Origin of the sequence: Neptuniibacter sp. QD29_5 (assembly GCF_047778125.1) — a bacterium.
Classification (GTDB): domain Bacteria; phylum Pseudomonadota; class Gammaproteobacteria; order Pseudomonadales; family Balneatricaceae; genus Neptuniibacter.
The window spans coordinates 2,901,261-2,915,847 of sequence record NZ_CP180556.1; the positions used below are offsets into that span (position 1 = coordinate 2,901,261).

Here is a 14,587-nt window from a genome sequence, read left to right on the forward strand (position 1 = left end):
CTTTGCTATCTATCGCAATAAATTACCTAAAGAACCTTTCGGCAACAGAGCGACATCATGGCTCAGATAGCGCCTTAGCTGATGCTGCTTATCAAGCTCAATACCTTCCAAATTAATCCGTTCAGATAGTTTTAGATAACGTTGGACCATTTTAATACGCTCATCGCGCTTCTCTTTACTATCTCTGGCCGTTTCTAAGAAAAGTTGGGCTAAATTCAACAAAGCATTCACGTTGCTTGAATCATATTCCGTCGCCAAACCAAAATACTTAAGGGCTTGAGGCATTTTTCCAGAAAGATAGTGCTTCACACCCAAACGATTCACTTTGATACTCATATCCGGATCATGTTTCTTACCAGGTACTTTCTTCGGTTTGGCCGCAGCCTCTAGGATTGGAACCGCATCCCCCATCACACTGAGCAGTTCTCGATCAAGATCTAAAGGGGCAGCTAGCTCTGAGTTTATTCGCTGAGCATCCCTGGTAGCCTTATTAGCAGCATCAGTATCACCTACCTGATGATACATCTCACTTTTCAGAAGAGACGCTCGAACTTGTAACCGCTCATCACGAGGAAAGGCTTGATAAGCTTGCGCTATCGTATTTTCAAACTCATTAAAGAGCTCGATAGCCATACCACCATCTGCATTTTTAGCTTCTAAGCGCTTTACGTTGGCAAGGCGAAGGTAAGGGTCAGGTGATTTATAGCAGCTACGTCGACCGAGGACGATAGACTTTTTATAAGCCCCACCCGCCATATCCAGTTGTTTCGTTTGTGTAGCTAAACGCCCCAATTCCATCTGGCGAGGAATACCCATCGGCGACTTCTGTGCTGCTTCAGCAACAGCATCTCTTGCTTGATCCAAATCCCCTTCTTTTTCATGAGTCTGAGCAAGCAAATCATATGCAGCAATCAACAATGGGTACTCTGCTATAAGCTCTAGTAGGAGAGCCTTTGCCTCTTTGAACTGTTCCTGATGCAACATAGCTTCTGCCCAAACGATACCCGCTTCTTTATCATGACTCTTCCAATATTGCTTTTCAGCAACCTTGGCACTCTCTTTAGGCCTCTGAAATTTAAGCAGCAAACGGGCAAGAATCAGTTGAGCTTCATCATATTCTGCATCATAGGAAGCAAAGTTATGCTTACAAAATGTAATAGCTGCCGGAAGATCGCCAATTTCCAAGGCATCATCGACAGGCTTAAACACGGATTTTCGATAAAGAATATTATCCAAACGATGCTTTAATTCATCCACCGAAAACGGCTTCATGATCATATCATCTGGGCGGCTATCAATTGCGTGTAGAACCACTTCTTGAGAAGCATCACTGGTCATAAAGATCCAGCAAGCAGTAGGCTTTATAAAACCTCGATAACGGCATTCTTCCAGCAACTGGATACCGGTGAGACTATCATTCACATTATGACCGAGAAGAATAACATCGTAGTTATTCTCTGAAATTTCATTTAAAACCCGATCATTAATAGTAACTGCCTTGAGATTGGCAACACCCATACTCCTCAGCATATAGAAGATAGTAGATCGCATGTTGCCACTGCTTTCTATCAGTAGAACTTGCTTATCAGAATAATCTACTTTCGCCACTCAACCGTCCATATACGCAAAAAAGATATTTGAAGTATAAAAGCCTATTCGTTATGACAAAAGCATTTCCTGCAAACAAAAAAAAGCACCGGGTGTAGGGTGAACACTCGATGCCAAGACAGTTCTATGCTGTGACAACCATCCTATCCTGAGGGCATACAAACACTAATGATCCAGATCAAGAAAAATCTAACTCCAAGGTGTAGGCTTGAGGTATTGAGACGATGTAATGAGATCCTGCTTTTTGGGTTTCAGGTAAACTAAACAAAACTTATAAAAAAGCGTGCTTATGACTACTGCATTTATCACTCATGAAGATTGCGGCCTACACAATATGGGCCCAGAACATCCTGAAAGCCCAATTCGCTTGGTAGCCATCCAGAAAGTATTGGAAAAAACGGGCCTAATGCAGGATCTTGAACGAATCCAATCCGTACACGTATTACCTGAACAAGTACAACTTGCCCATGCTCACCTCCATCAAAAACGCTTGGAGATGAAACTACCTGAGCAAGGCGTTGTGTATACCGACGAAGATACTGCACTTTGCCCTCATTCATTGCATGCAGCTAGTTTAGCGGCAGGCTCTGCCGTTATGGCAGTTAACAGGGTAATTAGCGGAAAATCCAAAAACGCTTTTTGTGCTACGCGCCCACCTGGCCACCATGCTGAGCATAACAACGCAATGGGATTTTGCTTCTATAACAATGCTGCTATTGCAGCTATGCATGCCTTACAGCAGCCAGGTATAGAACGTGTTGCTATATTCGATTTCGACGTCCACCAAGGTAACGGTACGGTCGACATCTTTAAAGACAGGCCGGAAGTGCTTGTTTGCTCTACATTCCAACACCCATTCTACCCAGAACGTTACTGCGATTTTGTGCGCGACCACATCATTAACTGCCCGATGGATGCTCACAGTGACGGCATGGTATTCCGGAAACTTGTAGAATCGCGCTGGCTACCAGCCATCCAAGCTCATAAGCCAGATATGATCATTATCTCTGCAGGCTTTGACGCTCATCATGAAGACCCTATGGCAGATATTAAGCTCAATGAGGAAGACTATCGCTGGGTAACTCAGCTACTGTTAGACGCTGCTCGCACTTACAGTCAAAACCGCGTTGTTTCGGTTCTAGAAGGCGGTTACAACCCTGTTTCCTTGGCATTTAGTGTTCAAGCACATTTAGAAGTATTCGCCGGACATTAAGCTAGAGGCTAGAGGCTAGAGGCTAGAGGCTAGAGGCTAGAGGCTAGAGGCTAGACAGAATAGCACCTCTCTAAAGAAACAAAAAAGGCTGCCAATGGCAGCCTTTTTTTAGTTCTACAAGCTAATAATCAGCTTACGAACTTGATCATTACGCCCGCTGCAATCGCAGAACCGATTACACCAGCAACATTTGGACCCATAGCATGCATCAACAGGAAGTTTTGAGAGTTATACTCAAGACCGATCTTATTAGATACACGTGCAGCCATAGGTACCGCAGATACACCCGCTGAACCGATTAGTGGGTTGATCGCATTGCCACCCATCATCTTGTTCATAATCTTAGCCATGATCACACCAGCAGCTGTACCGATACAGAATGCAACGATACCTAGCGCCATGATGCCTAGCGTTTCAAGATCTAGGAACTTATCAGCAGATAGTTTAGAACCTACAGATAGACCCAAGAAGATTGTAACGATGTTGATCAGAGCATTCTGAGCAGTATCGCTAAGACGATCTACTACACCACACTCACGCATCAAGTTACCGAAACAGAACATACCCAACAGAGGTGCCGCATCTGGAAGCAATAGCGCTACTAGGATCAACAGTACGATTGGGAATAGAATCTTCTCAAGCTTAGTTACATGACGTAACTGGCTCATCTGAATCTTACGCTCAGCATCTGTAGTCAACGCACGCATAATTGGTGGCTGAATCAGAGGTACTAGCGCCATGTAAGAGTACGCAGCTACCGCAATTGCACCTAATAGGTGTGGAGCAAGCAAACTAGTTACATAGATCGCAGTTGGACCATCAGCACCACCGATGATACCGATTGCTGCAGCTTCTTGGATGTTGAAGTCCATGATGCCCATAGAAGACATTGCAACCGCACCTAGTACAGTTGCGAAGATGCCGAACTGAGCTGCCGCACCCAAGAACAGGGTACGTGGGTTAGCCAACAACGGACCAAAGTCTGTCATTGCACCAACACCCATAAAGATCAACAACGGAGCAGCAGTAGAGCCGATTGCCACACTGTAGAAGTTATACAGCATGCCATTCGCATAACCGCCGTCTTTAGCTACGTTGATTGCATCTTGAATCTGAGCTGCTGAAGCCGTGTTGTGGTAGGCATTCAGAATCTCTTTTGGATCAGTGCTAGTGATATTTAGCGCAGATGCCAAACCATTCATCACCTCCGGAACAGCAAAGTGCACAGCATTTTCTACAGCTGTATACGCTAAGCCCGCTTCCGGAATGTTCGCCATGATGCCACCGAAACCGATTGGCACAAGCAGTAGCGGTTCGAAATTCTTTTTGATGGCCAAGAACAGAAGCAAAAGGCCAACCAAAATCATTACGATCTGACCGCCACTGATGTTATAAGCACCAGAGGCAAGAAACAGTTCGATTAGCTTATCCATCAAACAATACCTTACGCTAGAGTCAATAGAGTGTCGCCAACCTGTACAGCGTCACCTTCATTAACTTCTACAGTAGAAACAGTACCAGCGCGTGCTGCACGTACTTCTGTTTCCATCTTCATCGCTTCAAGAATTACTAGAACATCACCTTCTTGAACAGCCTGACCTGGAGCAACCTGTACTTTCCAGATGTTACCCGCCAATGGAGCAGGAACGTCTTCACCAGCACCTGCAGGAGCAGCAGCTGGAGCCGCGGCAGGAGCAGCAGTTGGAGCTACAGCAGAAATATCACCGCCTTCAGTTACTTGTACAACGTAGTTTTGGCCGTTAACAGAGATAGTGTAAGTCTGTGGACCAGTGTTTTTAGGTGCAGCCATTGCTAGTGCGTCCTCTAATGTAGGTGCAGGTTCAAATGCATCAGGGTTGTTACGGTTTTCAAGGAATTTCAAGCCAACCTGAGGGAATAGAGCGTAAGTTAGAACGTCATCAATTTCGTTCTCGCCTTGAGTTAGCTCAATACCTTTCTCAGCAGCAAGGTCTTTCAGCTCGCCTACCAACTTGTCCATTTCTGGTTCAAGTAGGTCAGCAGGACGACAAGTGATTGCTTCACCACCATCCAATACACGAGCCTGAAGGTCAGCATTGTAAGGAGCAGGAGCTGCACCGTACTCACCTTTCAGAATACCCTGAACTTCTTTAGAGATAGTTTTGTAACGCTCGCCCATTAGAACGTTGATTACAGCCTGAGTACCAACGATCTGAGAAGTTGGTGTTACTAGTGGGATCAGACCTAGGTCTTCACGCACACGTGGGATCTCAGCTAGTACTTCATCGAACTTATCTGCAGCACCCTGCTCTTTCAGCTGGTTTTCCATGTTAGTCAACATGCCACCAGGTACCTGAGCAACTAGGATACGAGAGTCTGTACCACGTAGAGAACCTTCAAATTTAGCGTACTTCTTACGTACTTCACGGAAGTAGCCAGCAATCTCTTCTAGAAGATTGATATCTAAACCAGTATCACGGTCAGTACCAGCCAACGCAGCTACTACAGATTCAGTAGACGTATGGCCGTATGTCATAGACATAGACGAGATAGCAGTATCAACACGGTCGATACCCGCTTCAACAGACTTAAGGATAGTCATATCAGACAAACCAGAAGTCGCGTGAGCGTGCAATTGAACTTCTAGATCAGTCTGAGCTTTCAGACGAGAAACTAGGTCAAATGCATCGTATGGCGTCAGGATACCGGACATATCCTTGATGTTGATGGAATCAGCACCCATATCTTCAAGAGTTTTTGCATATGCAACCCAGTTATCGATCGTGTGAACTGGACTCTTCGTGTAAGAGATTGTGCCTTGAGCGTGCTTGCCTGTCGCCTTAACTGCTTTGATTGCAGTTTCAAGGTTACGTGGATCGTTCATCGCATCGAAGATACGGAATACGTCTACGCCGTTAACAGCAGCACGTTCACAGAATTTGTTTACAACATCATCAGCGTAGTGACGGTAACCTAGTAGGTTTTGTCCACGCAGGAGCATCTGATGTTTTGTGTTTGGCATTGCTTTTTTAAGCAAGCGGATACGCTCCCACGGATCTTCTCCGATAAAGCGAATACATGAGTCAAATGTTGCGCCGCCCCAGCTTTCTAGGGACCAAAAGCCTACTTTATCTAGCTTTTCCGCGATCGGCAGCATGTCTTCAACTCGCATACGCGTAGCGAATAGCGACTGGTGTGCGTCACGCAGAACTACGTCGGTAATGCCAAGTGGTTTCTTTGCGTCGGTCATGGGTAATGGCCTTCTGTCGATTAATGCAGATTTATTCGTTATTGAGCCGTTCTTATTTACGAACGGTGTTTGTGAACCGCAGCTGTCATGACAGCAATTAACTCATCATTGTTATTTCCAGCTGGCGCTGGTGCAGTCTTTTTTGCTTTTGGCTGCGCTGGTGCTTCAGGGAAAAACTTGCCTACCACTTTGGACATTCCTGAAGTAGCGAATACCAACAAAGTAAGAAAGACAACAACGAAGCCCATACCAAAGACCATTAATTCAAGGCCTTCTGATAGCAGATTTTCCATTTTAATGGATGCTCCTGTACTTATCGAAACCCATACGTCAGATATGGCTTTTGGCCACCTAATTATTAGGCTTTCACTGACGGATGTACTGGTTGCAAATGGACCATAATTAAACCCGAAAAGTCTACTTCAGGCAATAATTAGAGGGGATTTTTCGGTCAAAGGGAGGATATGGATCAAAATTTGCTTACAACCTTTGATCCATATTCAGTGAAATATGGCGTTATTCACTCTTTCCAGGGCGATAAACTTTTACATTACTAAAGCCGCGCTCCTGCATTTGATGCGCATGCATTTGGCTCATAACACCCTTTTCACAATAAAGAAGATACTCCTTACCTTCTTCAAATTCGTCAGCAGCGGCGCCTAAAGCGAAAAACGGAATCAACTGAATTTCACAGCCAGGAATATTTAGCGGTTTCTTTTCTTGTTCATGCGGCGCACGGATATCTACAACGACTTGGTTATCAGCAACCTTGGTTAACGCCTCAACCTCAGCATGAATATTTACATCTTCTTCAATCTCATCAATGCTGATCACCTGACGACGTTCAAGCGCTCGTTCAAGCACCTCAAAATCAAAATCAGACTCTTCCTCTTCCACACGATCTTTCTTGGCACAGGTCGTTGGACGGTCAGAGATCACACCACAATACTCGGGCATATTTTTAGCGAAGTCATATGCACCGATTTCACGTGTAATATCGATAATATCTTGCTTATCCATTGTTACTAGTGGTCGCACAACCAATTTTTCAGTTGCCGCATCAATAATGGACAGATTAGGTAAGGTTTGACTAGATACTTGAGCAATACTTTCGCCAGTTACCAAAGCGTCTATTTTCATTTTATCGGCAATCTGCTCACCTGCGCGCATCATCATGCGCTTCAATACCACGCCCATGTAGGAGTGATGTACTGATTGTAAAATTTCACCAATCACTTCATCAAAAGGGATCGTAATAAACTTTACTCGCGCAGAAGAGCCATATTTTTGCCATAAATACAGAGACACCTGCTTCACACCAATTTCGTGTGCATGACCACCCAGATTAAAGAATACAAAATGGGTTTTACAGCCACGACGCATAGACATGTAACTGGCAACGATGGAGTCGAATCCACCAGAAATAAGAGAAAGCGTGGAATCTTGCGTACCTAGAGGGAAACCACCTAGACCTTTATAGGTATTAGTTACCACATAAAGACTGTCATTGCGGATCTCTAAATCAACATAAACATCAGGCGTATGCACATTCACGCCCGCTGTATCAGCATGCTGATTTAAACCACCACCTACATAACGCTCAACATCAATTGAACGGAAGTCATGCTTACCAGAGCGCTTAACACGCACTTTGAAGGTTTTGCCTTTCAATTGTTCTGCGTAGATAGCATGCGCTTTTTCGTAAACATCATGAAAATCGCCCAACGGGTACTCAGTCACTTCGATGAAGCTATGAATCCCTGGTGTACGGCCTAAAAGATCTACCACCTGTTCGATGATCTCTGCACTCGCACCAGCGCACTCTACATCCAGCTTGTCCCACTGCCCCTTAACTTTGATCTGCTCATCAATACGACGAGTCATATTCTGCAAATTGCTCTGCAAACGCTGAATTAGACGTTTACGTACAGGGCGACTTTTGATGGTAATTTCTGGAAACAAACGAATAGAGAACTTCATAGCAACGAGCTCAAAAAATAATTAGGACGAATATTATAAAGTGTAGGAAGGTAGAGTTACAGATGGCGCGCCCGAGAGGATTCGAACCTCTGACCGCCTGGTTCGTAGCCAGGTACTCTATCCAGCTGAGCTACGGGCGCATATCTGAGATTTTCTTGGAGTGGCGCGCCCGAGAGGATTCGAACCTCTGACCGCCTGGTTCGTAGCCAGGTACTCTATCCAGCTGAGCTACGGGCGCATCCAAGAAAATAAACCGTTGTTTTTTTGAGTGGCGCGCCCGAGAGGATTCGAACCTCTGACCGCCTGGTTCGTAGCCAGGTACTCTATCCAGCTGAGCTACGGGCGCACATCAAAATGGCGGTGAGCGAGGGATTCGAACCCTCGATAGGGGTAAACCTATACGCCCTTAGCAGGGGCGCGCCTTCAGCCACTCGGCCAGCTCACCTAAACAACGGCGCGTACTATAACCAAGTGATTATCAAAAGAAAAGAAAAGTTTTAAAAAAATTACGCTTTATTTCCTTCTTCGGCCTTTTCACGCTGAATGCGCTGGTAGATCTCTTCTCGATGCACAGATACATCCTTAGGCGCGTTAACACCAATACGCACCTGGTTACCTTTAACACCAAGCACAGTGACAGTGACATCGTCACCAACCATAAGAGTTTCGCCAACACGGCGAGTAAGAATTAACATGTGTAGAATCTCCTTAGTACTTCCCAGGCCACTCCACCTAAACGGTAGAACACATACTGGCATTCATCCAAATCCCTGCCAGAACGCTGCCTATACAACAACAGCTAACCTAACTATAGACCAGCTTTTTCTAATAACCATTATGAACGGTTATTCACTAACCGAATCATCAACATCCATATCAAAAGCAGTGTGCAGAGAGCGCACCGCTAGCTCCAAATACTTTTCAGCAATCACAACTGAGACCTTAATCTCAGATGTAGAAATCATTTGAATATTAATATTTTCAGCTGCTAAGGCATCAAACATTTTACTCGCTACGCCGGCATGGGATCGCATACCCACGCCCACAATAGATACTTTAGCAATCTGATTATCACCAACTACTTCACGAGCACTCAGCTCAGCAGACACCTTTGCAAGCACCGCTTCAGCCGCATCATAATCGTTACGATGAACCGTAAAGGTAAAATCCGTTGTGTTATCAGCGGCAACATTCTGCACGATAACATCAACTTCAATATTTGCCTGACTAATCGGCCCTAATATTTTTGATGCAACCCCAGGAACGTCAGGCACACCCATTACAGTCAACTTAGCTTCATCGCGATTAAACGCGATACCTGAAATAACTGGCTTTTCCACGGCTGAATCACCCTCAACGGTAATTAGAGTCCCTGGCCCTTCCTCAAAGCTAGAAAGAACCCGCAACGGCACTTTATATTTTCCTGCAAACTCAACGGCACGGATCTGCAATACTTTAGATCCAAGACTCGCCATCTCGAGCATCTCTTCAAATGTAATTTGCTCTAGACGCTTAGCACTCGATACTACGCGCGGATCGGTAGTATATACACCATCTACATCAGTATAGATTTGACACTCATCAGCTTTCAGTGCCGCAGCTAGCGCAACACCCGTTGTGTCAGAGCCGCCACGACCAAGCGTGGTGATATTGCCATCAGGGTCTACCCCCTGAAATCCCGCCACAACAACGACTCGCCCAGCTTCTAGATCTGATTTAATAGAGGAGACCTCTATATCCTGAATCCGGGCCTTGGTATGCGAGTTATCCGTAAGAATTTTGACCTGACTACCGGTATAGGAACGAGCAGACACACCGCGCTTTTCCAATGCCATACAAAGCAATGCAATGGTGACTTGCTCTCCAGTGGAGACCAATACGTCCATTTCACGAGCATTAGGTTTTGACTGTATATCTTTAGCTAAGGCGATGAGACGGTTCGTCTCACCACTCATAGCAGATACAGCAACAACAACATCATGCCCTTGCTGCTTAAAACCATGCACCTTGTCTGCGACTGCCTCTATACGTTCAACAGTTCCAACAGAGGTACCACCATATTTTTGAACAAAAAGCGCCATGCGTGCACCTAAATCGTTATAGAGCAGCCTCAACTAGAGCTGTTACAGACTCTAGTGTAACAGGCAGAGCAACTTGATCCGTGCCGCCACCCTGAGCAAAGTCAGGACGACCACCGCCTTTACCGCCCAATTTAGCCGTTAGCTCTTTAATCAAATCACCAGCACGAACCTGACCAGTCAGGTCTTTAGTCACACCTGCAGCCAAAGCAATCTTGTCATCAGACACTGTAGCCAATACAACAACACCGCTGCCCAATTTGTTTTTCAACTGATCGATTGTGTCACGCAATGCTTTAGGCTCTACACCTTCAAGCTGAGCAGCTAGCACTTTAACGCCAGAAACTTCCACTGCGTTACTAATCAAATCAGCACCCTTAGCAGCAGCTAGTTTAGCCTTCATCTGTTCAAGCTCTTTTTCAAGCTGACGATTCTTCGCTTGTTGATCTTGAAGCTTCTGTTCAAATTGCGCTTTTTGATCCGCAAAATAATCCAGCGCTACAGGACCGGTTACCGCTTCAACACGACGGATACCGGCAGCCACACCACCTTCAGAAGTAATTTTCAGCAGACCAATGTCACCTGTACGCTTCGCATGAGTACCACCACAAAGCTCGATAGAGAAATCATCACCCATCGAAAGCACTCGCACTTCATCGTCGTATTTCTCACCGAATAGAGCCGCTGCACCTTTCTCTTTTGCAGCTTCAATTTCCATGATTTCAGTTACAACTTCTGTGTTCAGACGAATTTGATCGTTAACCATCTTCTCAACTTCAGCGATCTGCTCAGTGCTTACCGCTTCAAAATGAGAGAAGTCAAAGCGCAGACGCTGATCATCATTCAATGAGCCTTTCTGTTGTACATGCTCACCGAGAACAACACGAAGCGCTTCGTGCAATAAGTGAGTAGCAGAGTGGTTCAGCGCGATCGCCTGGCGGCGCTCAGAGTCAACTTGAGGAGCAACCTTATCGCCCACTTTCACAGAACCTTTTTCGACAACGCCGTGGTGTAGGTTATTTTTACCCTCTTTCGTACAGTTATTAACTGCAAAGGAACCGTTAACAGCAGTTAATACACCTGTATCACCTACCTGACCACCAGATTCAGCATAGAAAGGTGTTTCATCAAGAACCACTAAACCAATTTCACCGGCTGTAAGTTCATCTACAGATTCACCTTCTTTGAATAAGGCAACCACTGAAGATGCTTCGCCAGCAAGATTTTCATAGCCGGTAAAGTTAGTTTCACCATCCAACTTGATAGCATCGTTGTAATCAATTGAGAATTTGCCTGCCGCACGAGCACGCTCTCTCTGAGCTTCCATCTCACGCTCAAAGCCTTCTTCGTCAATTGTGAGCTCATGCTCACGAGCAACATCAGCTGTTAGGTCATGCGGGAAACCGTAAGTATCATATAGTTTAAATACTGTTTCACCTGGAATAACAGTGCCATCCAGATTTTCAATCGCTTCCTGCAGCAAACGCATACCGTGATCAAGCGTCTTCGCAAACTGCTCTTCCTCTTTAAGAAGAACACGCTCAACCTGAGCCTGCTTCTCAGCTAGCTCAGGATAAGCTTCGCCCATCTCCTTCACTAACGCAGCCACAAGCTGATTAAAGAAAGCACCTTTAGCGCCTAGCTTGTTACCATGACGTACAGCTCGACGGATGATACGACGTAAAACATAGCCTGCACCTTCGTTAGATGGCAGCACACCATCAACAATAAGGAAGGAACAAGAACGAATATGGTCTGCAATTACACGTAGCGATTTATTATCCATATCTGTTGTACCAACAGCCGCAGCAGTGGCTTTCAACAGATTCTGGAACATATCAATTTCGTAGTTAGAGTGAACATTCTGCATAACTGCCGCAATTCGCTCTAGGCCCATACCTGTATCAACAGATGGTTTTGGAAGTGGTGTCATTTCACCATCAGCGCTACGGTTGTATTGCATGAATACAACGTTCCAAATTTCGATATAGCGATCACCATCTTCTTCAGGGCTACCTGGAGGACCACCCCACACGTCAGCACCATGATCAAAGAAGATTTCAGTACATGGACCACATGGGCCTGTATCACCCATTGACCAGAAGTTATCTTCATCTAGTTTAGAAAAACGTTCTGGATCTACGCCAACTTCCTCTTTCCAAATACGCTCAGCTTCTTCATCAGAATGGTGAACCGTCACCCACAGACGCTCTTTTGGAAGGCCTAGCGTTTCAGTCAGAAACGTCCAAGCAAAGTTGATTGCATCTTTCTTGAAATAATCACCGAAACTAAAGTTTCCAAGCATTTCAAAGAAAGTATGGTGACGCGCTGTATAACCTACGTTTTCAAGGTCATTGTGCTTACCACCAGCACGCACGCATCGCTGCGAGCTTGTCGCTCGTGTGTAATTGCGCTTATCTGTGCCCAAGAACACATCTTTGAACTGTACCATCCCCGCATTTGTAAACATCAGGGTAGGATCATTAGCAGGGATAAGGGAGCTACTTGCTACAACCTCATGTCCTTGCTGGTTAAAGTAATCTAGAAAAGCCTGACGAATCTCGGCACTTGTCATATATTTCATTAGATGAACCGTATGCGTATCCATTCTGGTAAAGCCATCGGCAAGCCTCACTTGCCTACCAACAGCGCAAAATCACCACAAATTATGGGCGCGACATTATATATCGTGAGCGAAAATTGTTCGAATCTTTTTCAGAAATGGGCCTATTCGTACTAAATAGACAAAGAATAATCTGTTTGATTTCAGATTAAGGTAGGTAGCGATTATCTGTATTGCAAAGAAAAAACCTGCTTAACTGCTGGCAGAGAAAAATCTAACCCTTTGAAATATCTAACGATAACATCTCAACATTCATCGTTCGCAACTTGCTCTATAGCAAACTGAATCTCATCTATGGAAAATCCACGCTGACTCATAAAGCGCATGCGCTTACTACGCTCTTTAAAATCTTTATCCGCTAGAGGTTCTCTATATTTGCGCCGATAAAGCTCCTCTGCTTGGACAAACCAATCTATATCTAAACCCTCGAGGCAACTAGCAAGCAATTCCGAAGCTATACCCTTCTGTTTTAAATCAAATCGAATTCTAATAAGACCATGACCCTGCCCGACTCTCATACGTATAAAGCTTTCACAAAAGCGCTGATCAGATAGGTAGCCGTCCTCCTCTAGACTTTGTAATACGCTATCTAAATCCGCCCCCTCGATACTACGAGCAAGCTTTTGGCTTAATTCTTTATAAGAATATTCGCGCCGTGACAGTAATTGAATTGCCTTGTTCCACGCTTCTTTATTAGGATATTCATCCATAACCAACCCTCTTTAAACGAAAAAACCTCCATCTATAGACGGAGGTTTTGTTGTGCTAGCTTAGTACCTTAAATCAGATCAAGACTTTCAGTTTTATCTTCAGCACCATCTTCTTTCGGTGCAGGCGTCGAAAGCAAGCGATTACGAAGTTCTGTTTCGATTTCATTCGCAATCTCAGGGTTTTCTTCCAAGAACTTAGATGCATTGGCCTTACCTTGACCAATCTTATCGCCATTGTAGGCATACCAAGCACCCGACTTATCAACCAAACCTTCTTTAACACCTAGGTCGATAACTTCGCCCATATGGTAGATACCTTCACCATACATAATCTGGAACTCAGCCTGACGGAACGGCGGTGAAACTTTGTTCTTAACAACCTTCACACGCGTCTCGTTACCAACTACCTCATCACCTTTCTTGACTGCACCAGTACGGCGAATATCCAAACGAACAGATGAGTAGAATTTAAGCGCATTACCACCTGTAGTCGTCTCAGGATTACCAAACATAACCCCAATCTTCATACGAATCTGGTTAATGAATACTAATAAGCAGTTAGAACTCTTAACATTACCCGTCAACTTACGTAGCGCCTGAGACATCAAACGAGCCTGAAGACCAACATGGGAATCACCCATATCACCTTCAATTTCTGCCTTCGGGGTCAAAGCAGCTACAGAGTCGACGATAATTACATCAACTGCGTTAGAACGAACTAGCATATCTGTAATTTCTAGCGCCTGCTCACCTGTATCTGGCTGTGAAACCAACAGGCTATCTACATCAACACCTAGCTTCTCTGCATAGATAGGATCTAGTGCATGCTCAGCATCAACAAAGGCACAAGTTTTACCCTGTTTCTGAGCTTCAGCAACAACCTGTAATGTCAGTGTTGTTTTACCAGATGATTCAGGACCATAGATCTCAACGATACGGCCATACGGCAATCCGCCTATGCCAAGCGCGATATCTAGACCAAGGGAACCAGTAGAAACAGATGGAATCGCTTCACGAGGCTGATCCCCCATACGCATCACTGCGCCTTTACCAAACTGCCTTTCAATTTGACCTAACGCTGCGTCTAATGCTTTTTTGCGATTTGCGTCCATCTTCGACCCTACTTTCTCAAAATTCATATTGTGC

Annotated in this window: 11 protein-coding genes and 4 tRNA genes; 1 reads left to right on the forward strand and 14 read right to left on the reverse strand. The window is 45.0% G+C overall.

Annotated features, from left to right (window positions below; translation table 11 throughout):
• Positions 1 to 9: 9 nt before the first annotated feature.
• Complete coding sequence (locus ACMXYR_RS13790; protein ID WP_415902032.1) at positions 10 to 1,608, reverse strand: response regulator; 1,599 nt, start codon at positions 1,606 to 1,608, stop codon at positions 10 to 12.
• Between the two features lie 289 nt (positions 1,609 to 1,897).
• Between ACMXYR_RS13790 and ACMXYR_RS13795 the strand changes: the two genes are divergently transcribed.
• Positions 1,898 to 2,821, forward strand: coding sequence for a histone deacetylase family protein (locus ACMXYR_RS13795; RefSeq protein WP_415882412.1), 924 nt, complete (start codon positions 1,898 to 1,900; stop codon positions 2,819 to 2,821).
• A gap of 128 nt (positions 2,822 to 2,949) precedes the next feature.
• On the opposite strand, the gene ACMXYR_RS13800 is transcribed toward ACMXYR_RS13795, so the two are convergent.
• From ACMXYR_RS13800 to recA, 13 genes are all read right to left on the reverse strand, one after another.
• Positions 2,950 to 4,254: a sodium ion-translocating decarboxylase subunit beta gene (locus tag ACMXYR_RS13800; RefSeq protein WP_415892527.1), complete on the reverse strand. Its 1,305-nt coding sequence runs from the start codon at positions 4,252 to 4,254 to the stop codon at positions 2,950 to 2,952.
• A gap of 11 nt (positions 4,255 to 4,265) precedes the next feature.
• Positions 4,266 to 6,050, reverse strand: coding sequence for a sodium-extruding oxaloacetate decarboxylase subunit alpha (gene oadA / locus ACMXYR_RS13805; protein ID WP_415902033.1), 1,785 nt, complete (start codon positions 6,048 to 6,050; stop codon positions 4,266 to 4,268).
• A gap of 56 nt (positions 6,051 to 6,106) precedes the next feature.
• Positions 6,107 to 6,343 (reverse strand): OadG family protein, encoded by a 237-nt coding sequence (locus tag ACMXYR_RS13810; RefSeq protein ID WP_415882415.1) that lies wholly within the window; start codon positions 6,341 to 6,343, stop codon positions 6,107 to 6,109.
• 223 nt (positions 6,344 to 6,566) lie between these two features.
• Entirely contained in the window at positions 6,567 to 8,030 is a 1,464-nt protein-coding gene (gene thiI, locus ACMXYR_RS13815) for a tRNA uracil 4-sulfurtransferase ThiI (RefSeq protein WP_415902034.1), read from the reverse strand.
• A gap of 63 nt (positions 8,031 to 8,093) precedes the next feature.
• A tRNA-Arg gene (locus ACMXYR_RS13820) sits at positions 8,094 to 8,170 on the reverse strand.
• A gap of 21 nt (positions 8,171 to 8,191) precedes the next feature.
• A tRNA-Arg gene (locus ACMXYR_RS13825) sits at positions 8,192 to 8,268 on the reverse strand.
• A 31-nt stretch (positions 8,269 to 8,299) separates the two neighbouring features.
• A tRNA-Arg gene (locus tag ACMXYR_RS13830) sits at positions 8,300 to 8,376 on the reverse strand.
• A 9-nt stretch (positions 8,377 to 8,385) separates the two neighbouring features.
• Positions 8,386 to 8,475 (reverse strand) — tRNA-Ser (locus tag ACMXYR_RS13835).
• A 61-nt stretch (positions 8,476 to 8,536) separates the two neighbouring features.
• Entirely contained in the window at positions 8,537 to 8,725 is a 189-nt protein-coding gene (gene csrA / locus ACMXYR_RS13840) for a carbon storage regulator CsrA (RefSeq protein ID WP_415882418.1), read from the reverse strand.
• 150 nt (positions 8,726 to 8,875) lie between these two features.
• Entirely contained in the window at positions 8,876 to 10,111 is a 1,236-nt protein-coding gene (locus tag ACMXYR_RS13845) for an aspartate kinase (RefSeq protein WP_415902035.1), read from the reverse strand.
• Positions 10,112 to 10,127: 16 nt separating this feature from the next.
• The gene (alaS, locus tag ACMXYR_RS13850) at positions 10,128 to 12,683 is read right to left on the reverse strand and encodes an alanine--tRNA ligase (RefSeq protein ID WP_415903657.1); all 2,556 of its coding nucleotides are present in this window, start codon (positions 12,681 to 12,683) and stop codon (positions 10,128 to 10,130) included.
• 293 nt (positions 12,684 to 12,976) lie between these two features.
• A complete protein-coding gene (locus tag ACMXYR_RS13855; protein ID WP_415902036.1) occupies positions 12,977 to 13,441 on the reverse strand; it encodes a regulatory protein RecX in 465 nt (154 codons plus the stop codon).
• Between the two features lie 68 nt (positions 13,442 to 13,509).
• Complete coding sequence (gene recA / locus ACMXYR_RS13860; RefSeq protein ID WP_415902037.1) at positions 13,510 to 14,553, reverse strand: recombinase RecA; 1,044 nt, start codon at positions 14,551 to 14,553, stop codon at positions 13,510 to 13,512.
• Positions 14,554 to 14,587: the final 34 nt, after the last annotated feature.